This window comes from Rhizobium sp. PL01 (assembly GCF_033447125.1).
Lineage (GTDB): Bacteria > Pseudomonadota > Alphaproteobacteria > Rhizobiales > Rhizobiaceae > Pararhizobium.
This window is the reverse complement of sequence record NZ_JAWQUM010000008.1, coordinates 20,696-42,637: the sequence shown is the minus strand read 5'-3', so window position 1 is coordinate 42,637 and position 21,942 is coordinate 20,696. Positions and strand designations below refer to the sequence as shown.

General features: G+C 57.0%; 22 protein-coding genes and 3 pseudogenes. 8 read left to right on the top strand and 17 right to left on the bottom strand.

Going from position 1 to position 21,942, the window contains the following annotated elements:
* The first annotated feature begins 35 nt into the window (after positions 1-35).
* Positions 36-311 (top strand): hypothetical protein, encoded by a 276-nt coding sequence (locus tag R6X40_RS18940; protein WP_318415590.1) that lies wholly within the window; start codon positions 36-38, stop codon positions 309-311.
* Positions 312-702: 391 nt separating this feature from the next.
* Here R6X40_RS18940 and R6X40_RS18935 read toward each other — a convergent pair whose 3' ends face one another.
* From R6X40_RS18935 to R6X40_RS18900, 8 genes are all read right to left on the bottom strand, one after another.
* Positions 703-996 (bottom strand): hypothetical protein, encoded by a 294-nt coding sequence (locus R6X40_RS18935; protein WP_318415361.1) that lies wholly within the window; start codon positions 994-996, stop codon positions 703-705.
* 1,006 nt (positions 997-2,002) lie between these two features.
* Positions 2,003-3,352 (bottom strand): adenylate/guanylate cyclase domain-containing protein, encoded by a 1,350-nt coding sequence (locus R6X40_RS18930; protein WP_318415360.1) that lies wholly within the window; start codon positions 3,350-3,352, stop codon positions 2,003-2,005.
* A gap of 86 nt (positions 3,353-3,438) precedes the next feature.
* Positions 3,439-3,723, bottom strand: coding sequence for a copper-binding protein (locus R6X40_RS18925; protein ID WP_318415359.1), 285 nt, complete (start codon positions 3,721-3,723; stop codon positions 3,439-3,441).
* Positions 3,724-3,745: 22 nt separating this feature from the next.
* Entirely contained in the window at positions 3,746-4,225 is a 480-nt protein-coding gene (locus R6X40_RS18920; RefSeq protein WP_318415358.1) for a plastocyanin/azurin family copper-binding protein, read from the bottom strand.
* 32 nt (positions 4,226-4,257) lie between these two features.
* Positions 4,258-5,607, bottom strand: coding sequence for a copper oxidase (locus R6X40_RS18915; RefSeq protein ID WP_318415357.1), 1,350 nt, complete (start codon positions 5,605-5,607; stop codon positions 4,258-4,260).
* A gap of 14 nt (positions 5,608-5,621) precedes the next feature.
* A complete protein-coding gene (locus R6X40_RS18910; RefSeq protein ID WP_318415356.1) occupies positions 5,622-7,082 on the bottom strand; it encodes a TolC family protein in 1,461 nt (486 codons plus the stop codon).
* Positions 7,079-7,306 (bottom strand): hypothetical protein, encoded by a 228-nt coding sequence (locus R6X40_RS18905; RefSeq protein ID WP_318415355.1) that lies wholly within the window; start codon positions 7,304-7,306, stop codon positions 7,079-7,081. Before R6X40_RS18905 ends, R6X40_RS18910 begins: the two co-directional genes overlap by 4 nt.
* 90 nt (positions 7,307-7,396) lie before the next feature.
* On the bottom strand, positions 7,397-7,777 hold the full coding sequence (locus R6X40_RS18900; RefSeq protein WP_318415354.1) for a hypothetical protein: 381 nt from the start codon (positions 7,775-7,777) through the stop codon (positions 7,397-7,399).
* A 351-nt stretch (positions 7,778-8,128) separates the two neighbouring features.
* On the opposite strand from R6X40_RS18900, the gene R6X40_RS18895 reads away from it, so the two are divergent.
* Positions 8,129-8,512: a VOC family protein gene (locus R6X40_RS18895; RefSeq protein ID WP_318415353.1), complete on the top strand. Its 384-nt coding sequence runs from the start codon at positions 8,129-8,131 to the stop codon at positions 8,510-8,512.
* Positions 8,513-8,584: 72 nt separating this feature from the next.
* Here the strand turns inward: R6X40_RS18895 and chrA are convergent, their stop codons facing one another.
* On the bottom strand, positions 8,585-9,997 hold the full coding sequence (gene chrA / locus R6X40_RS18890) for a chromate efflux transporter (RefSeq protein ID WP_318415352.1): 1,413 nt from the start codon (positions 9,995-9,997) through the stop codon (positions 8,585-8,587).
* 1 nt (position 9,998) lies between these two features.
* Positions 9,999-10,820, bottom strand: coding sequence for a chromate resistance protein ChrB domain-containing protein (locus tag R6X40_RS18885; RefSeq protein WP_318415351.1), 822 nt, complete (start codon positions 10,818-10,820; stop codon positions 9,999-10,001).
* A 309-nt stretch (positions 10,821-11,129) separates the two neighbouring features.
* Here R6X40_RS18885 and R6X40_RS31635 point away from each other — a divergent pair.
* Positions 11,130-11,560, top strand: a pseudogene (locus R6X40_RS31635) (MFS transporter); the annotation flags it as partial.
* Between the two features lie 463 nt (positions 11,561-12,023).
* Positions 12,024-12,926, top strand: a complete 903-nt coding sequence (locus tag R6X40_RS18875) for an Abi family protein (protein WP_318415350.1) — start codon at positions 12,024-12,026, stop codon at positions 12,924-12,926.
* 122 nt (positions 12,927-13,048) lie between these two features.
* Here R6X40_RS18875 and R6X40_RS18870 read toward each other — a convergent pair.
* From R6X40_RS18870 to R6X40_RS18850, 5 genes and pseudogenes are all read right to left on the bottom strand, one after another.
* Positions 13,049-13,348, bottom strand: a pseudogene (locus R6X40_RS18870) (ABC transporter permease); the annotation flags it as partial.
* 3 nt (positions 13,349-13,351) lie between these two features.
* Complete coding sequence (locus R6X40_RS18865) at positions 13,352-13,789, bottom strand: YqaA family protein (protein ID WP_318415349.1); 438 nt, start codon at positions 13,787-13,789, stop codon at positions 13,352-13,354.
* Between the two features lie 23 nt (positions 13,790-13,812).
* Complete coding sequence (locus R6X40_RS18860; RefSeq protein ID WP_318415348.1) at positions 13,813-15,123, bottom strand: cation diffusion facilitator family transporter; 1,311 nt, start codon at positions 15,121-15,123, stop codon at positions 13,813-13,815.
* A gap of 57 nt (positions 15,124-15,180) precedes the next feature.
* On the bottom strand, positions 15,181-15,456 hold the full coding sequence (locus R6X40_RS18855) for a metal-sensing transcriptional repressor (RefSeq protein WP_318415347.1): 276 nt from the start codon (positions 15,454-15,456) through the stop codon (positions 15,181-15,183).
* Between the two features lie 153 nt (positions 15,457-15,609).
* The gene (locus tag R6X40_RS18850; protein ID WP_318415346.1) at positions 15,610-15,774 is read right to left on the bottom strand and encodes a hypothetical protein; all 165 of its coding nucleotides are present in this window, start codon (positions 15,772-15,774) and stop codon (positions 15,610-15,612) included.
* Positions 15,775-15,962: 188 nt separating this feature from the next.
* Here R6X40_RS18850 and R6X40_RS18845 point away from each other — a divergent pair, with 188 nt between their 5' ends.
* The 4 genes and pseudogenes from R6X40_RS18845 (at position 15,963) to R6X40_RS18830 (ending at position 18,783) form a co-directional block, all read left to right on the top strand.
* The gene (locus tag R6X40_RS18845; protein WP_318415345.1) at positions 15,963-16,691 is read left to right on the top strand and encodes a HupE/UreJ family protein; all 729 of its coding nucleotides are present in this window, start codon (positions 15,963-15,965) and stop codon (positions 16,689-16,691) included.
* An 18-nt stretch (positions 16,692-16,709) separates the two neighbouring features.
* Complete coding sequence (locus tag R6X40_RS18840; protein ID WP_318415344.1) at positions 16,710-17,363, top strand: transmembrane anchor protein; 654 nt, start codon at positions 16,710-16,712, stop codon at positions 17,361-17,363.
* A 623-nt stretch (positions 17,364-17,986) separates the two neighbouring features.
* The gene (locus R6X40_RS18835; protein WP_318415343.1) at positions 17,987-18,433 is read left to right on the top strand and encodes a DUF305 domain-containing protein; all 447 of its coding nucleotides are present in this window, start codon (positions 17,987-17,989) and stop codon (positions 18,431-18,433) included.
* A 16-nt stretch (positions 18,434-18,449) separates the two neighbouring features.
* Positions 18,450-18,783: pseudogene (locus tag R6X40_RS18830) on the top strand (four-helix bundle copper-binding protein).
* Positions 18,784-18,906: 123 nt separating this feature from the next.
* On the opposite strand, the gene R6X40_RS18825 reads toward R6X40_RS18830, so the two are convergent.
* Both R6X40_RS18825 and R6X40_RS18820 read right to left on the bottom strand, forming a co-directional pair.
* On the bottom strand, positions 18,907-19,101 hold the full coding sequence (locus R6X40_RS18825; protein WP_318415342.1) for a DUF2933 domain-containing protein: 195 nt from the start codon (positions 19,099-19,101) through the stop codon (positions 18,907-18,909).
* Entirely contained in the window at positions 19,098-21,185 is a 2,088-nt protein-coding gene (locus R6X40_RS18820) for a copper-transporting P-type ATPase (protein ID WP_412178424.1), read from the bottom strand. The genes R6X40_RS18825 and R6X40_RS18820 overlap by 4 nt, the downstream gene beginning before the upstream one ends.
* Positions 21,186-21,942 lie beyond the last annotated feature (757 nt).

The following is a 21,942-nucleotide window of genomic DNA, read 5'->3' as shown; positions in this document are numbered from 1 at the left end:
ACGGGAAACCGGTGGCGCGAAAGATGGAGTATATGATGAATACTGAACTCTACGCCGATGGCATCGGAGAAATTACCGTTACAAACTCGATTGTCAGGATCGATCTGATGAGCCTTTCCGCTACCGAAAAGGACGGGCAAAACAATCCGAAACCGGTTTTCCGCCAGAGGATCATCATGCCAATTGATGCCTTCGCCAACGCCGTCGACCTCATGCAGAAAGCGCTGGGCGGGCTGGTCGAGGCAGGCGCGGTTCGCCGGTTGTCCGGTGTCCAGGACATGCCGCAGCTCGTCCCCGCCGACGCGGTGTAGCCGGAGGGTAACCGCAACCATATCGATGACCATCAACTATAATTGCGACACGCGGGTGTCCTCAGGTAGCCATTGGGGTACTCCTTGCATAAGATTCGTCCATCCTTGCTTCTCGATTGAAAATCGGTCATGCCACTCGGGTGAGGCCGCCACTATTAACTAGATGGCAGTAATTGGGGTGATGCCTGATGCGCGGATCGAACGCAGTCGAGCAGCCCTCGTTCCGACCCCTATTACCGAGTCGACAGTTTGGTGCGTTTTCTCGCGAGTAATAGCAAAACCGCTCTCTACGCTGGGGTTCGTTCCACCGATCACCAATCTCGACCGTGCCGCACACTGCCGTAACGTCGCTGCTCGGTTCCCCCTACTGGCATTGCGAGATTTGTCCTGCTCATTTATCGATGGCTGCGGTGTGCGGGTCAGTGGACCAGGGGCGGCGGAACGCTGTCGATACCTTCGTCATTCCAATCCGAATATCGCCGTGTTTGGCGAGGAGCGACAGAGGCTTTTTCTGCGCCCACCATGCGGCCAATCCCAAGGCCACACCGCCAACTATGGCGCGCCCCGAAAAGGCGGGCGCGGAGATTTTTCCGGACACTGGCAGGAGAAGCAGTTCCGGCACAAAACGGTGCATGAGATAAATGTGAAAGCCCACCGCGGAAATCGGCAGGATCAACGTCTTCATCACCCCGGAACCGGCACGCGCGGCAGGAACAAGAGCAAGGCCAGAACCGGGATTTGCAGAAAATATTTGATCCTGGTACCGATCCAGACACTCTCGTAGAAAGCGAAGAAGCAAAACACGGCTGTAACACAGCCATCGTGCTCAGGGGTATGCCTGTAGATAAGACCCGACTGATCATGATGTCGCCGTCGCGGTTTAAAGCGCTGGAGCAGTTCCGTATTCGCCTTGAACCTTGAGACCCGTCAACCTGGTTGCGGAAAATGGACGTGCGGCTCTATACTTACGATGGCAAGATGCTGCTCGCGGCCACACGCCTTTATCAAGGTCAGACTACCAATTTCAGAACTCCGGGCGGCGGCTTTGCCTCGGTTCTGGTGGTATGACACGCCGGATTCATGAATAAAAACAGGGGCTCGTCGAGCCTGGTTCGCTTTGTTTTCGGTCGCGGAGCTGCAGATTCCGATGACTGCATGGCAAGATTAATCGTTGGCAATCACAATACCGACCTGACCTGTAGTGATTTTGGCGGTGAGTACCGAGGCACGCGATTGTTGAAATCAACCACGAGCTAGCTGTGGACGTTCGTCACATCCAAACTGACGGACGAATTGCGGCCCATAGCAAATCTTCGACCGCCGCTCGCATATCTGTTATAAATAACGCCGCCTCTTTTGATTGGTGTATACTCTTTTCGTCGCTTGCCTTGGGAGGGGTCAATGTGGAACCGTGCGATCTTCCTATTTCCTGCCGCAATTATCTTATCCGTTTTTGGGGCACAGGCTGCAGAACGGTCGCCATTTCACGTCTCGCATTTCCAGGACGACGTTACCGTCAATCTAACCGTGACATCGCTGCAGACATCGCTTGTTCGGGACTACGACTTCGATGTGACCGTCGGCCTGACCGAATTCGATAGCGCGGGATCGGTCAGGTACATCGACCGGGGAAGCCACGACGTCCGTGTGAAATGCGACGGTGCCGGCAAGGTCTTCGTTGGTGGGGCGGTTTACGTTCCAACGAGTGGTGTTGCAGGAAGCGACTGGAAAGAAGACCTTTGGAAATCGGTCTGCATGTCCCCGGTTTCATAGCCGGCCGGCGGCACGAGATCGGCAGCACGACGAATATAGGCGATGTTGAGCGACGCTTTCCTGCCTGGGATATTGACGCCGTTTGTGTACACCCATTCATTGGCCCCGAACATATTCGGCACTTCTTCGATCACGCGCTCCGAAACCACGAGTGGCGACTTCAAAAGACTCGCCAGCGACTCGAGGCGTTGGGCGACGTTGACGGCGTCTCCGATCACGGTGAACTCGTCATGGAAGCCGCTTTCAAGGACGCCGCCGAGAACCGTGCCATAGTGCAAGCCGATCCCCACATCCAAACGGGGGCCACCCTTGCCGATGCTGTCGTTGCGCCAGTCGTCGAGTGCCGCGGTCAAAGCCAAGGCACACGCCAGTGCCCGCTGCGCATCGTCCACCTTCGGCCTGGGTTGCCCGAACACCGCCATCACGCCATCGCCGATGAATTTGTCCACGGTCCCGCCATAGGCGAATACAGTGCCGGCGACGATGTGCCGATACCCGCCGAGGACGCGGGCAAGCTCTCGTGCCGAAGCAGTTTCCGCATATGATGTGAAATCGCGGATGTCTACAAACATGATCGCCGCGTCCCGTCGCTCGAGGTCTAGCGTGGCACTGGCAGTTTGAAGATCGGCGACGACCCTTGGCGAGAAGAAGCGCGACAGGTTCATTCGCTTCTCCTCGATCCTCAAAGCCTGCCTGATGGTGCGGTCGTGATCGCGAGCCAACAGATATACGGCCAGCGCGGTGAAAGCGAAACTCATCGTCAGACCGAGGTCCTGGTTGAAGAAGTTAGAGAGCATTGTCCCTGGGGTGCTGGAGTGGTGACGAAACGCCATCACGGCAAGCATCAGTACCCATGCCGACACCACTATCGTCGAAAACAAGACGATCAGCCTCCGGTCGAGCTTCAGGGCGACGTGGTTCAGAAGGATGAAGGACACGACCAGGCTCGATGTCGTAAGGTTGTGGTCTTCCGTGATCGGGCTAGCCAGAATGTGTTCATAGAGAACGACGACCACGAGTGCCGCGTCGAGCGTCACGAATGTGGTGCCGAGGTGCCTCTGTTTCGGGAAATAGACGGCCGATGCGACGGATGCGACGCCCACGACCAGATAAACCAGACTCACGATGACATGGGTCGTAAAACTGGCGAGGTCGTCGCCGAACACCAAGTTGGCGAACAGGATTGCAAGGACGACGAACCGCAGCGAGGCCGACCGTATTTCCCGCGTCGACGCACTGTTGCTGAAGGGCGATGATTTTTGATTCATTGATCCACGTCGGCACGATCGACAACTGTCGATCCGAAGGATGATCTTGGACGGACCGAGCGTTTGGAACGCTCGGCCCGATCGCGTTACTTGATTTCCGTGACGGTCAGCTTGCCCTCGACGCGCTCGGCGACGAATTCGATGCTCGCGCCTTCCTTGAGCTTCTCAAGCATTGCATCGTCCTTGACGCGGAACACCATGGTCATCGCGGGCATTTGAAGGTCCTTCAGTTCCTCGTGGATGAGAGTGACCTTCTTCGCCCTGGCGTCGACCTTCTTGACCGTGCCCTTGGTGAATTCGGCAGCAAAAACCCCGGAAGCCAGCGTGAAGGCGAGAACCGTCGCAGAGGCGACCTTGATGAATGTTTTCATGTCCATATCTCCTTGTATCGGGTTACTTCTTGGCCACGGTCACGTCGCCGTGCATTCCGGCGTCGTAGTGGCCGGGAACCAGGCAGGCGATCTTGAAGGTGCCGTCGTTGGTGAACTTCCAGATAATCTCGCCGGATTTTCCAGCGGCCAAACGGATCGCGTTCGGGTCGTCGTGTTCCATCTCCGGGAACTTCTCCATCACGGCCTTGTGCTCGATGATCTTGTCTTCCTGGTCGAGGACGAACTCGTGGTCCAGCTCGCCAGCGTTCTTGATGGAGAAGACGATGGTTTGACCTTTGCGGACCTTGAAGGTGTTTGGGGTGAAGATCATCTTGCCGTCGTCCGTCTCCTTCATGGACACGCGGATGGTCTGGGTGGCCTGTGCCTTCTTGCCGGGCTCACCGACAGCCATGGCTTCGCCGTGACCACCAGCATGTGAGCCGGAGGCGAGGGCCGGAGACGCGAGCGCCGCGAGGAACAATGCGATAATTGCAGTCTTCATGATTCAGTCCTTTGGTTGGTTGGGAGATGAGATCAGCCGTGCTTCATCGGCTTTGGCGTGATCTGGGTTTTGGCATCCTTGGCCTTGGGCGTGTCGGGAAGCTCACCCGTCCACTCCCAGGCCTGCGTACCGGGTGGGTTTTCGTACCAGCCGGGATCGGTGTAATCGTCGGCCGCGATGCCCTCGCGGACCTTGACGACGGAGAACATGCCCCCCATCTCTATGGGACCGTGTGGACCCCATCCGGTCATCATCGCAACGGTGTTCTCCGGAATTTCCATTTCCATCTCGCCCATGTCGGCCATGCCAGCAGTCCCCATCGGCATGTATTCGGGGCGGAGTTTCCTGATCTTTTCCGCGACTGCCTTCTTGTCGACGCCGATGAAGGTCGGGATGTCATGTCCCATGGCGTTCATCGTATGGTGCGACTTGTGGCAATGGATCGCCCAGTCGCCGACGTATTTGGCATCGAACTCGTAGGCCCGCATCGCGCCGACCGGGATGTCGATGCTCACCTCGGGCCAGCGGGCTTCCGGCGGCACCCAGCCCCCGTCCGTGCACGTGACCTCGAAGTCGTAGCCGTGCATGTGGATCGGATGGTTGGTCATGGTGAGATTGCCCACCCGGACCCTGACCCTGTCATCCTTGGAGACCACAAGCGGGCTGATGTCTGGGAAGATGCGGCTGTTCCAGGCCCACAGGTTGAAGTCCGTCATCTCCATGATGCGCGGAACGTAGGTGCCGGGGTCAATGTCATAGGCGCTGAGCAGGAATACGAAGTCCCGGTCCACCGGCATGAACTTCTCGTCCTTGGGATGGATGATGAACATACCCATCATTCCCATGGCCATTTGGACCATTTCGTCCGAATGCGGGTGGTACATGAAGGTGCCCGATTTCACGAGGTCGAACTCGTAGACGAAGGTCTTGCCGACCGGAATGTGCGGTTGCGACAGCCCGCCGACCCCATCCATTCCGGACGGAAGGATCATGCCGTGCCAGTGGATGGTGGTATGTTCCGGCAGCTTGTTCGTCACAAAGATGCGAACGCGGTCGCCTTCGACCGCCTCGATGGTCGGGCCTGGCGACTGGCCGTTGTAGCCCCAGAGATGGGCGGTCATTCCCTCGGCCATCTCGCGCTCGACGGGTTCGGCGACGAGGTGGAATTCCTTGACGCCGTTGTTCATGCGATGCGGTAACGTCCAGCCGTTCAGGGTTACGACGGGGGTGTAATCTGGTCCCGATGAGGGCCGGACGGGCGTCTGCGTTTCGGCGGTTTCCATCACTGCAGCCTCTGGCAGCCCCATGTTGGAGGTCTTCGCCCAGGCGGCAGTCGAAACGAGGGCTGCGCCTGCGCCGAGCATCTGTCTTCTGTTGAACATGTCTGTGTCCTTTCCTAGTGACCGCCGCCGCGTTCGGCAGCCGCTGCGACTTCCGTTTCGCCCCCGGCAGCGCCCGCGCCGCCGCCATAAATGGCAGGCGCGAGATTGGCTTCGGCCAACCAGAAATCGCGTTTTGCGTTGACGGCCAGGAGGATCGAGTTGACCTTTTCCCGGCTGTCGGCGAGCAGTTCGAACGTGTTGGTGATCATGCCGTTGTAAGTGAGGAGGGACTCTTCCTCGATCTTGGTCCGCAACGGCACGACGCTGTCGCGGTAGTGTCGGGCGATATCGTAGTTCGAGCGGTAGGCCTGGTAGGCGGACCGTGCCTCGGAACGAACGTTCACCGCTTTTTCCGCCAGCAGGTTCGCGGCACGCATGTAGGACAGCTCGCCTTTCCGCATTCGGGCCTTGCCGCTGTCGAAGATCGGAATGACGAACTCCAGCGCGACGTTACCGGTCGTGTCGACGTTCTTCTCGCCGTCCTCCAATTCACGTTCAGTCTCGAACCCCGTCAGGATTTCGAGATCGGTCACGTATCGCGTTGCTTCCGTAAGTTTGTAAGACTTGGCCGTGGCGTCGAGATCGAGCTTGGCCATCTGCAGGTCCACGCGACGTTGGAGTGCTTCCGCCTCGATCAGGTCTCGCTTGATCAGACCCTTCGGGAGCTGTGCCAGGCGATTGGGAATCTGGTAGTCAGCTTCCACACCCCACAACCCCATCAATCGAGTCAGCTCCTCTTTCGCGAGGCGGACCTCAAGTCTGGCCTTTGCCGTCTGACCCGCCAATTCGGCATAGAACACGTGCTCGCGCGCCTGGCCGCCCTTGGTCAGTGCACCTGTTTCGCCTAGTTTTTGCGCAAGGTCCGAAGCCGCGTCTGCCGCCGCCTGCGCCTGGTTGAGCTGGGCGACCGTTTCCCAGGAGGCAACGGCGTTGATCCACGCCCGCCGGGTATCGGCGGCGAGCTGCAAAGTCTGGAGGGCCGCATTGAGCTGGGCCTTGCGGAACTCGGTATCGGCAATACCCACGTTCCGTTTGTGCGTGGCGAGGGCCAGGAGGTTGGTGGCGATCACGCCTTCGACGGTCTTGAATGCTTCAAGCCCCGGCGTGCCAATTCCGATCAATCCCACTTCGACTGTCGGGTTCACGAGCATGGTCGACTGCCATGCATCCGCAGCAGAGTCACCGAGATCGGTATAGGCTGCCTGGAGGCCCTTGTTGTTGAGGAGGGCGACTTGCACCGCTGTCTCGACGTCGACGTTTTTCTTCGCCAGCAACGACTTTACCCGACCCGAGACGGCCTGGGCATCGTGGCGGTTCTGAATCCAGACCGTGTCTTTTCCAGTCGCTTCTGCGGTTTTGTTGTATACGGACGAGAAACCGGAGTTCTTCTGGGAATACTCCGCTGCCGAGACGCATCCACCGAGAATAAGCGGGAGCGCGACAGTCGCCGCAAGCTTGAGTTTCGTAACGTTCATGACGCGCCTCCGTCTGGGGCCTGCGCGTCGTTCTGGTTTCGCCACGGTTTCGGATCGACCGGGACGCGGTGCGTGTAGCCCGTAACGGGGCTATGATAATGGACGGGACGAACGTCGACCGGGAGGTCGGCAAGGTCGCCCGAAGCAATGACTTCAGGGGGCAACGTGGCAGCGCAGCCGCTTGTGAAAAGCGGCAAGGCAACCACCAGAAATATAGGTTTCATGGTGTAATCCGAATAGGAGATGGCAGCGGCGCAGCGAGCAATAACACCCATCTACGCACGTTCAGACCCGTAAGGACGGGCGTGTCCTATTCAGATATTAGGGGGACGATGCAGCGGAACGAGTTCGCCGACGACACGATTGTCGTCGATGAAATTGCGGATGGAATCCATCACGACGGGGCCGCCGTCCACATCGCCGGTCGCGACAATCGCAAAACTCACGCAGAAGTCTTTACAGCACTCCGTCTTCGCAATTTTTTGCATATCATCCGGAGATGCGCTTTCGTCTCCATGGACGTGATCGCCGTTTGCCATCTCGTGGTGGTCGTCAGATTGGACGGTTGTGGATGTCGACATCGGCCCATGCATTGCTGCCGAAGCAGTGGGCAATGAGTATCCAGTCAGTGATGCGATGATCACCAACCGAAGCAGAACCAGCATTTTTGCCAATGTGATTCGATACATACCCATGCCCGAGGACTACCATCAGTCCGGAAGTTGTCAATTGCGAGCTTCATCTAGCCGATGATTCGCGTCGTTTATGTGGCGCTGCACAAGGGAACATTCCGCCGATGAAGCACTATGAAACCTTTGTAAGCCTTCCAACGGTGGCAAGGTCAACAAAAGTGCCAAGCGAATTTTGGTGGGAATGACGGGCTTGGTGGATCGCGGACATCCACTTCAATCACTGGAGTTTACTCTGTAGAATTCGGGCGCACTTCCATCTTTTCCGATCCACCCGCTATCCGGCTGATAGCCATAGCGGTCCCTATGGAAAACGGCGGAGCATTTAACGTGGGATACTCAATCCAGGAGGCGGGAATGTCACAGACTATCGTCAATTTGCGCTACATGGTCGACGACGTCGAAGCTGCCGTCGAATGGTACACCAAACACCTACGCTTCTCGCTTATTTCCAGCCACGCACCCGCTTTTGCAGACATCAAGCGCGGATCGTTGCGGCTTTTGCTCAGCGGGCCGACGAGTTCGGCGGGACGCCCAATGCCCGATGGCGAACAACCGCTCCCAGGTGGCTGGAACCGCATTCACCTCATCGTCGATGATTTGCCTGCCGACGTCGCTAGCCTGCGTATTGCCGGAGTTCAGTTCCCTAACGACATCGTCACGGCCCCTGGTGGATCACAAATCCTTTTGGTCGACCCTTCCGGGAATCTCGTTGAACTGTTCCAGCCCGCTCGCAGCTGATCGCCGTTTCAACTGCGAAGTCTATGGCTCGTCCTTGCAGGCTTAGTCAGGGATCGGCTAATTCGGTCGATGTCATGCCGCCACAGTTGTAAGCGTCCAAGCCATTCCCGCCAGGGCGCAGACCAGCAGAGTGCCGATCACCGACGCTTTAAAGCGGAAAATGGCGGCCGCCGCTGCTAGCGATAGCACCAGCGACGGAAGGACAATCGAAGTCATCACCGGAACGTCAATCGAGATTGGCCCGATTTGTCGGGTGGTGACCTGCGCAAACAGCGTGTGTAGGGCAAACCAAACGGCAAGGTTAAGGATGACGCCAACGACAGCCGCAGTGATCGCCGACATCGCGCCCGTCAGAGCGACGTTACCGCGCAGCTTTTCGATGAATGGCGCTCCGAGGAAAATCCACAGGAAACACGGGATGAACGTCACCCATGTTGTCAGGATCGCCGCAAGCGTCGCTGCCATCATCGGACTGATTGAACCCGGATCGCGGTAAGCGCCCATAAAGCCGACGAACTGCACAACCATAATCAGCGGGCCTGGTGTCGTTTCGGCCATTCCGAGACCATCAAGCATTTCGCCGGGTTTAAGCCACCCGAAATGCTGGACAGCTTCCTGCGCGACATAGGCAAGTACCGCATAGGCTCCGCCGAAGGTCACCACGGCCATTTTGCTGAAGAAGACGCCGATCTGGGTGAAGACGTCCTCCGGTCCGAGGTAGACGTAAAGCAGCGCAACCGGAACAAGCCATAATATGAGAAAGACGGCCGACACTTTGAGTGACCAAGCAAGGTTTGGGCGAGCGTGGGCTGGTGTCTCTTCGCCGAGAGCCGAGTCCTCGTCCTTTAGTGTTGGTCCTGATCCCGCTTTGTGGCCGCCGCCGACACGGAACAGCGGCGAACCGGACCGGCCGCCGATGTAGCCGACGATGCCTGCCGTCAGGATGATCAGCGGGAAAGGCATGCGGAACACGAAGATCGCGACGAAGGCGGCCGTCGCGATGCCGATCATCAACCTGTTCTTGAGCGCTCGGCTGCCAATCCGGAACACCGCCTGAACGACGACGGCGAGCACCGCAGCCTTCAGTCCAAAGAACAGCCCTTCGACCACGGTGACATTGCCGAAGTCCGCATAGATGTAGCTGAGCCCGAGGATGGCGAGAAACCCAGGCAGAACGAACAGGATGCCCGCAACCAGACCGCCCGCCGTGCGATGCAAAAGCCAGCCGATATAGATGGCGAGCTGCTGTGCCTCAGGTCCGGGCAGTAACATGCAATAGTTGAGGGCATGTAGAAAACGATGCTCACCGATCCAACGCTTTTCGTCGACGAGTATAAGGTGCATGACGGCGATCTGTCCTGCCGGACCGCCGAAGCTCAGCGCGGCAATCCGCAGCCAGACGCGGAAGGCTTCGCCGAACGAGATTCCGTGGTCATAGGTTTTCGAGGCCGCAGTCGGGGCGGCCTGATCAATAATGTTGGTCATGTCAGGCTCCCTTCTTTCCTGCTGGCCAATTGTGCGTCTCGTCAGTTGCATCTCTGCACCAGCGATAGAAGGCATCGTATAGAAGGAGGCCCGCTTCCATCTGCTCGTGATCGTCGGCAAACATCCGCGAGAGCCCAAGCGAAGCCGCAAGCAGGCCGGGTGCCTCGGGGGCTAGATCGAGACGGGACGTGTCTGCGCCGCGCACAATGGTTGCCAGACGGAGGAGAGGTGGGGACGAGATACCAAATTCCTCCACCATGACATCGAAGGTGCAAAGCTCGCCGCGATGGCTCCATTTGATGTCCGCCTCAATGTCGAACGGAGCGCCTCCGAAGCGGTCTGCGACCAGTACGACCTCGGACGGCGGCACGAACAGGAAGACGGCGCTCGGATCGACGAAGCGGCGGATGAGCCAGGGGCAGGCGATCCGGTCGATTTTGGGCCGCGCACGTGTGACCCAGACAGTCTGTCCGGCGGCATTCCGAGGAGGCAGGAGGCTCACAGGAACGACGGGGAGCTTCTGGGCGATCCATGCCTCGAAACCGCCTTCCAGAGTGTCCGCTGGTATTCCGGTCTGCCGCAGCCACGCTGCAACGCCGTGGCTGAGCTTCTGGCCGCGCTGGCAGATGACTATCGCCGAGATTCCATCCAACGAGCCGATCCAGGTATCGAGTGTGCGGTAGTCCCGCCGGATTGAGCCGGGTATCATGCGCGGATCGGCATCGAAGTCCTCTTCTATGCGGACATCGATGAGGGTCGGGCATTTTGGTGTGCCGATAAGGCGGGCAAGTTTGTCGGGGGAAATTTCCAATAGTGAAGACATGACGCGTCCTTCCGTTGATCGGTTGTTGGACGCGATACTTCGGCTGTCGCCTCGTGGGGTGATCGCGACCCCATGGATGGTGTTTTGAAACGATCTCCCGATACTGTCAAGCGCTTGGCCGACTGTTATGCAATAGCCACCCATTGAACGGCCGTCGTACTCAACGTTCTTGACCTACGGATAAGCCCATTCAGCCCTCTGTCAGATAATCCGGACAGGAAGCTGTCAGCGTTGTATGGCGATCCAAATCTATAAATATCCAGATTGCGATGACATAAGCTGCGGTTTGCTCTGAATGGTTTTTTGAGAATGGCCCGCATTTCCAGCACCAGGTCGTCAATTTGGCGCGAAGTCCCGAAGGGGATTTGGGCGCTTGGCTTTGTGTCTTTGCTGATGGATGTCTCATCCGAGATGATCCACGAACTGCTACCAGTCTACATGGTTACGGTGCTCGGAGCCTCGGCGCTGACGGTCGGGATCATAGAAGGCATTGCCGAAGCGACAGCCTCCATCACGAAGGTTTTTTCCGGCGCTCTCAGCGATTGGCTTGGAAAACGAAACCCGCTTGTTGCAGTTGGTTACGGTATGGCGGCGCTGACCAAGCCGGTGTTTCCGCTCGCGCCCTCGATCAGTTGGCTCATCTCGGCGAGGTTCATCGATAGAGTTGGAAAAGGTATCAGGGGAGCGCCCGTGACGCGCTCATCGCCGACATCAGTCCTGTTCATCTTCGAGGTGCCAGTTATCAGTTTGCCATCGTTTTCTGGATCGCTGTTATCCCGGCCGCCCTGTCATTTCTCTTGGTTGTTTTCGCTGTCAGAGAGCCGGAGCGACAGCCGGGGTTGCGACAGGTTCGCATGCCGTTCAGCCGCTCCGAGCTTGTCCGCTTACCTTTAAACTACTGGGTCGTCGTCGGTTTATTCGCCGTCTTCACCCTTTCCCGCTTCAGTGAAGCTTTTTTGATCCTTGATGCGCAGGCGGTCGGCTTGACTGAAAGATATCTCGACTAGCTTGGCCAAGGCAGAGTGCGCAGCAAGCAAGCTATCAGTGCACCGGTAATTATTGCTTTACCCGTAATATGCATTAGTGGCTAGTGCACGTTACGGATGGGGTTGACACAGGCTGGGGGATGCTCTACGTTTTGCATCAACAAGACCCGTCCACACGTGCTCTCTCCGGGGGGCGTCCTCGAAAGAGGCGTGCAAAATGGCGGGTTTTTTGTTGTTTAAAATTCCTTTTAATAAAGTCTCGTTCACTCCCCTTCAGCAACTTACGAAATTGCAAGACCGAGGTCTTGTGGTTTCAAACGAGCCGCAAGCGCTTTCCTACCTACAGCATGTGGGCGGTTATCGCCTAAAGGGCTACTACTATCACTTGCTTGATCATTCAACGAAGGAATTCCCAAAGGGCTATTGTTTCGAGCAGATTGCGGAGCGCTACGAGTTCGACCGCCATTTGAGATTCCATACATTTGCGGCGATCACGCGTCTGGAAACATCCGTGCGATCCAACATCGCCAACCACCTCAGTAGCACATATGGACCGCACTGGTTCCTCCGTCACGACCTCTTTAACAAGACCGAAAAATGGTCGCCCGGTAAGCTGGTCCGAAAGGTCGAGGAAGAGGTTGGTCGATCAGCCGCGCAGTTCGTGAAACATTACTACAGGAAGTTCGACGAACCGTATCTTCCACCAAGTTGGAACGTCGCAGAGTGCGTTACCTTTGGGATGTGGTCACTGACATACGACGCGTTGAAGAACTCGGGCGATAAAAAAAGCATTTCGGCGAAGTACCGGGTTACGAATGTCGAAGTCTTCGGCTCATGGCTGCATACGCTCACGGTCGTCAGAAATACCGTCGCGCATCACAGTCGACTGTTGAACCACAAGTTTGTGGCCGGGCCACAAAACTCCAAGGAAAACAAACTGAAATTTTTGGATGCGCATTCGTTCTACTCTGCCGCTACGTTGATGAACTACATGCAAAACGTGACATCGCTACCTAACAACTGGAAGAACGACCTCATTTCGACCTTCAACGCGTTTCCCGGCGTTAGCATAAGCGAACTGGGATTCCCAGCTGGATGGCAGTCGCGACCGGGATGGTAGTGGCTTATGTTTGGAACGGCCATTGCATGAACTGCTCCGAAGTCTCGAAAAAATCCGCGCCAGATTCTGCCTCAAGGTCAGCCATCTAACCTATGTTTGGTGGTCTTTGCTACCTAACGCCGCATGATCGAGACCAAAGGGAGGGAGAAAAGCGCGACGATAACGGACATCGTGACATGCATGAACGACAGCGCGAGCGATACTAAAAGGCCGCGAAGCATTCCCGCCGACGAACCGGCCAGATAGGTCGCGAGGACCGACTTGCTGTGGCCCGGCGTCATCGCATGAATGGCTCCGAACGCGATTCTCATCGGGAGGAAGGCGAGGAAAGCGCTCCAGCGGGTCCCGCTGGCAAATGCCTTGATGTGGTCGCCGAAGCCCTGATAGATGTCGCGCTGTATATCAATGACGAACTGCCACACGGATCACATCCAACTCAGCGCGACGGCCGTCAGCACTAGGTAGCGGGAAACCTTGGCGATTGTGACCAAGAAAAGGAACATCCAGAACGGCTCCCTCAGCACGCCAGCAATTACAGTGAGCGGATCGCCAATGATCGGCAGCCAGCTCCCAAGCAACGACCACTTTCCATATCGTTGGTACCAACGCTGCGCTTGCGCAAGCCGTTCGGTCCCGACGGGGAACCAGGCTCGGTCTTTGAAGCGCTCGATACCGATGCCGAGCAGCCAGTTCGCAACGGACCCGAGGACGTTTCCGGCACTGGCGACGGCAACCAAAAGGGCGGTCGGATAGTTCCCAGTCAGGAGGAGTCCGACGAAGACCGCCTCCGACTGAAATGGCAGAATTGTCGCCGCCGCGAACGCGACGAGAAACAAGCCCATATAGGCTGCGAGATCACTCATGCGTGAATGCTCGCGTCCGGTTCCTAATGATGGTGCCCCTCGGGCTCAAGCATCTTGAACGAAAGCCGTTCGCTGTCCGCGCCGTTGGCGAGCACTAGCTCGGCGTCGAACTCGTGCGGCTCGGCCGGGGCTTCAAAGCTCTGCAGCAAATGGTGGTTGCCCTCGACGGGAAGCAATGCGTGCTTCTCAATCATCCCACCGTCCCGCTGGATTGCCACGGTTGCGGAGAGGCCCTCGGCGTGGCGGGATAACTGGAGGCGAAACCGTTCCCCGTCTGGGGTGTCGACGATTTTCAGGAGGCCTTGTGCCAGCTTGCCGCTCACTTGGAATGGGTCTGGGGCATGATGTTGTCCCTGTGGCTCCGGCGCAACGATCCTGACTGTCGCGACGGCTAGCGCCGGGATATGGGCGAAAAGTTCAGTCTGGAGATTACCAGTAATGACGTTGGCCTCCGCGAGCAGAACACTTTCGTCGATGATCACCGCCACATCGACATGAAGCTCGTGGCCGAGCCAGCGTGCTTTAGCCTCTTTTACCTTGTCGATGCCTTTGATGTGCGCTGCGGCGTGCTCGATCTCGTCGATAACGCCCGGCTCAACACCATCCAGCATCCTTGTCAGCACTGAACGAGCGGACTGCCAGACAATGCCGAAGATCGCCAGTGTAATGAGGAGGCCGACAATGGGATCGGCGAGCGGAAAGCCAAACCAGACGCCTATGGCACCGGCAACGACGGCTAGACTGGTCAGACCGTCCGTGCGAGCGTGGTATCCGTCGGCGATAAGAGCCGCACTGTTGATTTCCCGCCCAACCCGGATGCGGAAGACGGCGACAACTTCGTTTCCAATAAAGCCGACAATGCCAGCTCCAATCAGCCAGCCCAGATTAGAAACAGGTTGAGGATCGATGAGACGGTGAATCGCTTCGTATCCGGCGACCAACGCGCTGAGCAGAATAATCACGACTATGATGATGCCAGCGAGGTCTTCCACCCGACCCAGACCATAGGTGAACGTTTTCGTTGGCTTCCGCCGAGCCAAGACGAAAGCGATCCAAAGCGGAATTGCCGTCGTGGCGTCGGCCACATTGTGGATCGTGTCGGCGAGCAATGCGACGCTACCAGATATCAGGACCACCACGATCTGCATCGCCGCCGTCAAGGCAAGGATGACAAACGACCATTTGATGGCCCAGATGCCACGGCCTGTCGTGGCAATCGTCGCGTCAATCACACCATGCGTATGGCCGTGCGGTCCGTGATTATCGTGACCCCGGGGGGAGTGGCTGTCGCTGTGGCTGCCAAATCCAAACCAGTCGAGAACTTTATTCCACATAGTCTGCTCACATTGCTCTTCCGTGTCGCGACGCCTTGATGGTCGCGCACTGATTGATCAAAGGTATTTGGTGATCGTCTTGAACTCGTCGATGGTCCGTCGTTGGTCGCCGCCGAGCGGCCCGACCGCTTCATCAAGGCAATGATCGAGGTGGTCCTGGATCAGTGTTCGCTTGGCGTTGGTAATCGCCTTTTCGACGGCCTGAAGCTGTTGGGCGATGTCCAGACATGGTCGGCCGCCCTCGATCATCGCAATTACACTTTTGAGATGTCCCTCGGCTCGCTTCAGCCGTTTGACAATTTCCGGATGAGTGTCGTGTCGATGTTCCGTCATCTTTCCTACCTATCCCCCTGGAGAGGATATTTCAAGTGGATCGTCTTGTCCAAATTCCAGAAGCGGGGTAACAGTTCGACTATGCTGCTTCGCTCGACTAAAACACCGCTTAACGTTCTCACCGCATTTATGGCGGGGATCGCGGTCCTGTTCCTAGCGCTTGCTGGGATGGGCGATCATGCCCCACAGCTGCATTCTGTGGCCGTTGTCGTAGAGACGGTTGATCACGATCATGCTCATACTCATAGCCACGGCGATCTCGACGTTGACATATCGTCGGACAAGAATGCAGACCATCATCACGCTGACCATACTCACGATAAAGCAGGCCTTGTGGCAGCTGTTGGTATCGAAAGTCGCTTCCGGTCCACTCCATCCTATGGTGTTATTTCCGAGCGATTAGCCGCCGGACGGCTTTACGGCATTGATCGTCCTCCGCGTACCGTGGCGTTGATCTGACAAGTGCCGCTCCGGCGGCGTGTTCAACGCAATCACGGAAATTCCATATGAAACAACCACCTCTTGGAGGCAGCGGTCGGTTTTTGTCCCGACCGTTCGTTCTCCAGCTTTTCCTTGCCTTAATTTCGGTATTCGCCTGGGCGGGAACGGCGGCAGCACATGCCGTCGCTGAGGGCGATAAGGGTTACATCCAGGAAATCACTGGCGTCCACCTGATCCCGTTTATCTACCTCGGGGCGAAGCACATGGTGACCGGATACGATCACCTGTTGTTCCTCTTCGGCGTGATTTTCTTCCTCTACAGGCTGAAACACATCGGCATCTACGTCAGCCTGTTTGCCATTGGACATTCGGCGACCATGCTTCTGGGCGTCTATTTCGGGTGGAACGTCAGCTCCTACCTGATTGATGCGATCATCGGTCTGTCAGTCGTCTACAAGGCGCTCGATAACCTCGGTGCCTTCCAGCGATGGTTCGGCTATCAACCGGACACGAAGCTCGCCACCCTGATCTTCGGCTTCTTTCATGGCCTTGGGCTCGCGACAAAAATCCTGGAATACGAAATCGCCCAGGATGGGCTCGTTCCCAACCTGCTCGCATTCAACCTGGGCGTCGAGATCGGTCAGCTGGTCGCGCTTGCGATCATCCTCATTGGCATGAGCTTTTGGAGGAAGACGCCCAGCTTCATCCGACATGCCTACAGCGCCAACGTCCTCATGATGACCGCCGGGTTCGTGCTGATCGGATATCAGCTCACTGGCTATTTCGTCGCTTAATCAGAAAAGGAAACCACATTGTTTAATTCCCAAACACCGGCTCCGGGCGAACTACCGTCCGCGAAGCAATTGGTGAAGTCCACGGTCATGGCCGCTGCTGTTGCGGTTGTCATTCTTGTCACCGTTGTCTTGCCGTCTGAATACGGCATTGACCCGACTGGAACAGGCAGCGTTCTTGGTCTGACTGAGATGGGAGAGATCAAAACCCAGCTCGCAGAAGAGGCTGAAGCCGATCTCAAGAAAACGCAGGAAATGCAAGTCCCAGCCACGATCAGAGCCACGCCGCAGCAGGGTTCGAGCCTGATGGATCGCCTGATCCAGGAATTTGGCGTCCGGGCGGCATTTGCCCAGGAGGTGCGTCAGGATGAGATGTCCGTAATGCTGAAGCCGGGTGAGGCGACTGAGATCAAACTGACGATGACGGCAGGAGCGAAGGCCGCCTACGAGTGGACTGCAGAAGGTGGGGTCGTGAACTTTGACATGCATGCCGACGGCAACAGCGGTGAGACTATTAGCTACGAAAAGGGGCGAGCGAAACCGTCTGGCTCTGGTGAACTACAAGCTGCTTTCGACGGGAAGCATGGTTGGTTCTGGCGCAACCGGTCGAATGGCGACGTCACACTCACTCTCAAGACCTCCGGAGCGTACTCCGAAATCAAGAAGGTGATGTAACCGTGTCGTCATGCCGGATAACGGGTTATCTGGCATGACGCATCCTCTACAAAACCACCGTCAGGCGCGTTCTGCAGACATCTCGGTTCAGTGCAGTTAGGCTCCTATGAAGCGACAAGCTTCATCTGCGACCATATTTCGTTAATGATTAGCTGGCGTGGCAGGGAAATCATTTACGGGCGGAACCGTTTTGCTGGGCAGGAGTTTATGTGACATCTCCGCTAAACCTATCTGGCCCGGCGGACGAAGGGACGCCGTCGATGCTCAGGTTTATGAGAGTGATTACCGTTTACCGCTTGATTGCGGTGGTTTTGCTTTTGCTAAATTTTGAAGCTATGCCGGCGGCCCACGATAGTCCCGACGCCCCTCGTTGCTCGCCATCATATCAGTCCATCTCTCATTCGAATTCTGGTCAAGCACACGCCTGCTGCAGCAACATGACCTGTTGTCCAGTTTTGCCAACATGTGCGACGGTTAGTATCCAAACATTCGAGAGGGCAGAGGTTTTTGCATATCCTGAAGCTGAACTGTCTCTTCTTCTGATCCGTGCGGTCTACCCGCCTCCAAAGCTCCTTAGCTGATTGGCTGAATCCAAATATGTGAATCCAAACAGGAGAATAGAGATGAAAACTCTCGTAAAATATTCGCTCGCTGCAGCAGGCGCTCTTTCAATACTCGCCATTATGCCAGCCGCCTCTTTCGCGGAGATGGCCTACCCGGAAAAGTGCAAGTCCGAGATGGACATGTCGAAGATGGACATGCCTTCGGGTGGCATGAAGATGTCCGGTGATATGGGTATGGGCGATAAGATGACCGACGATCAGAAGGCATCAATGGCAGGCATGAAGTCGATGAACATGAACATGATGCAGGGCATGATGAAGAAGGACGCCGACGTTGCCTTCGTCTGCGGGATGATTGCCCATCATATGGGCGCGATCAGCATGTCCGAGGTCGAGCTGAAATATGGTGATAACGAATGGGCCAAAAAGACCGCCCAGAAGATCATCGACGCGCAGACCAAAGAAATTGCCGAGATGACTGAGTGGCTCGACAAGGAAGCGAAGTAGGAAGGGGAGCACGAGCATGCATCACCTTTCAAACGAAATGAAACTCTGCGTCGATAATTGTCTCGCCTGCTATCGTGAGTGCTTATCGGTGGCTATGGGGGCACTGCCTGGAAATGGGCGGCGAACACACCGAGCCGAAGCATTTCAGGCTCATGATGGCCTGCGCGGAAATCTGCCGAACTTCGGCTCATTTCATGCTCATTGGTTCGGAGCATCACAAGCACGTCTGGCGTGAGTGCGCCGAAATCTGCGCTCGGTGCGCCGAGGATTGTGAACGGGTCGGAGACATGGAGTCGTGTGTAGCGGCTTGCCGTCGCTGTGCGGAGAGCTGCACAAAAATGGCGGCTTGAAAAGTCGGGGGAGAGCACGTTCATCCGTTTTCTCCCCCGACAATCATCAAATTGCTGCTCTGCCGACCTCGTTACCTCAACATCAGCCTGTGCGGAGTAGGGGTAGATCAACGTGTTTCATCCTTACCTACCCGGTCCCCGCTGTGCGCGGTGGCCGTGACCACCATGGCCATGGATTAGATGCAGTAGAGGGCAGGCCAACACGAGAATGCAGGGCGCGAGACCCAATGTATGCGTCCAGTGCTCGCGCAGCAGGAAGAAGGCGAGAATGACGCCCAGCGACGCAGCAATCAGCGTCCATTTGCGATCCCATCTCATATCCGCACGCTCCTCAATCTCAGGGCATTGCCAATGACACTTACCGACGAAAGCGCCATCGCGGCCGCTGCGATGATGGGCGACAGTAAAAGTCCGAACGAGGGGTAGAGCACTCCGGCGGCAATTGGGACGCCAACCGCGTTGTAGATGAAGGCGAAGAACAGGTTCTGCCGGATATTGCTCATTGTCGCGTGGCTGAGTTCACGAGCCCGGACAATCCCTTGAAGATCGCCTTTGAGCAATGTTACGCCCGCACTCTCAATCGCGACATCCGTGCCGGTTCCCATAGCAATTCCGACATCTGCAGCAGCCAGGGCCGGGGCGTCGTTCACGCCATCTCCGGCCATGGCGACGATCCGGCCTTCTTCCCGCAAACGCTTTACGATCTTGCTCTTGTCCTCCGGCAGGATTTCAGCCTCGACCTCGGTGATCCCGAGTTTTCGCGCAACTGCGTCGGCCGTCGTCTTGTTGTCGCCTGTCAGCATGACAACCCGGACCCCTGCCTTCAGCAAAGCTTGAACTGCATCTGGCGTCGTCGTTTTGATCGGGTCGGAGATCGCCAAAAGGCCTCCAACACGGCCGTCTATAGCGATGAAGATTACCGTTGCGCCTTCACCCCTCATCGCTTCCGCTTGGCTCGTAAGAGCCGAGACATCGATATGAGCTTCCTCCATGATGCGGTGGCTGCCTATGATGAGCCCGCGTCCGTCGACACTCCCCTTCACCCCTTTGCCAACCGGGCTATCGAAATCTTCCGCGACGCCGAGAACGAGCTGCCGTTCCGTCGCCGCGTTAACAATGGCAGTTGCCAGTGGATGCTCGCTTGCCCGTTCCAGTGTTGCCGCCAGGCGAAGCAGTTCGGATTCTGTGAACCCATTTATCGCGGCCATCGACGTTACCTTGGGCTTCCCCTCGGTCAGGGTTCCGGTCTTATCGACGACCAATGTGTCGATTTTCTCGAAACGCTCCAGGGCTTCGGCATTCTTGATCAAGACACCAAGACCTGCACCCCGGCCAACGCCCACCATGATCGACATTGGGGTCGCAAGGCCCAATGCGCAGGGGCATGCGATGATGAGCACCGCGACTGCGGCCACAAGGCCGTGGGCAAAGCGCGGTTCTGGTCCCCATATCATCCATGCTGCAAATGCAACGATGGCAATCCCGATCACCACGGGGACGAACCAACCGGAAACTTCGTCGGCCAGGCGCTGGATGGCCGCTCGCGAGCGCTGGGCGTCCGCAACCATGCGGACGATCTGGGCCAGCATGGTGTCGCGGCCGACTTTTCCTGCCTCCATGACGAAGCCACCAGTCTGGTTCATCGTGCCGCCTATCAGCTTTGCACCGACCTCTTTGGTGACGGGCATCGATTCACCTGTGATCATCGATTCATCGATTGAACTGCGACCTTCAACAAGGCTGCCATCAACCGGGACTTTTTCACCGGGGCGAACCCGAAGCCGATCCCCGACGACAACCATCTCCAGGGCGATGTCCTCGTCGACACCCTCGCGCACGCGGCGTGCCGTCTTGGGAGCAAGGTCAAGAAGTGCACGGATGGCACCTCCGGTCTGTTCACGGGCCTGCAACTCCAGCACTTGTCCAAGCAATACCAGGACCGTGATGACGGCGGCTGCCTCGAAATAGATGGCGACAGAACCGTCGGTCGAGCGGAGAGTCGCCGGAAACAGGCTGGGTGAAAGAGTCGCAACGACGCTGTAAATCCATGAGACACCAGTCCCCATCGCGATCAACGTGAACATGTTGAGGCGCATAGTGACGAGGGACTTCCATGCTCGCTCGAAGAATGGAAAGCCTGCCCATAGGACGACAGGTGTAGCAAGAACGAGCTGAATCCAATTCGAGGTCTGGGCACCAAGTACCATGTGAAGATTGGTGAGGTGTCCACCCATCTCCAGGATGAGAACTGGCACGGACAGTAGGAGCCCGATCCAGAAACGGCGTCTCATGTCGAGATATTCGGCGCTTGGCGCGGTATCCGTTGTGACCGCTTCCGGTTCGAGCGTCATTCCGCAGATCGGGCAGTTCCCGGGGCCAATTTGCCTTACCTGCGGATGCATCGGGCATGTGTAAATGGCGCCCTCCGTCTGATCGGTCACCGGACTTCCTTCGGTTGCCAGCGCGGCCTGAGCGTGATGTTCGCCATGATGGTAATACTGACCTTTATGGTCCTTTTGTACGTCCATTGGATTTGGTTCCCTATTGGTTCGTCTCGTTCGGAACGTTCCCCTGGCTGATCCAAGACTTTGCAAGGAGGCGCAGTACCGGGGTGTCGGCAATTGTCATCAACATGGTCGCCGTGCGGGTATCGCAGGCACCCGACGATCATCCCGCCGTTGAGCGGAGGTGTTCAACCAATGGAACGGGGAGGGCCGAGAGCAGGTGAGGAGCTGTGGCCGGTGATGGACTGCTGAGGATCAAGGTATAGCTGGGCGGCAGAACCCACGTAAAAAACTACAGGGTTCGATGCCGGAAGAATGACGTTGCACAGGCTGCATACGCTTTTGCAGCAAGCCTTCTTCTCGGCAGCGTGGAGATCACCTTGTCCAGCTACTTCGCCCATCGACGTTTCGATATGTACAACTTGAGATAGGTCGTTATCGCATCTAACGGGAGCAGCCTCGGCCATCGGCGCGACGAGGAACATAATTGCGACCAAAATGGCCAGCAATTCTCTCGCATATCTTCGAATGGTTTGGCATACGGCGACCATGTTCCGCTCGGACCCCATTATCGTATTCAAGCACAGTGCCGTGCCGTCGCAAGAGTTGCGTTGATCTTGATCAAACGCGAAGACGTTTCCAGACCCCGAAGGTT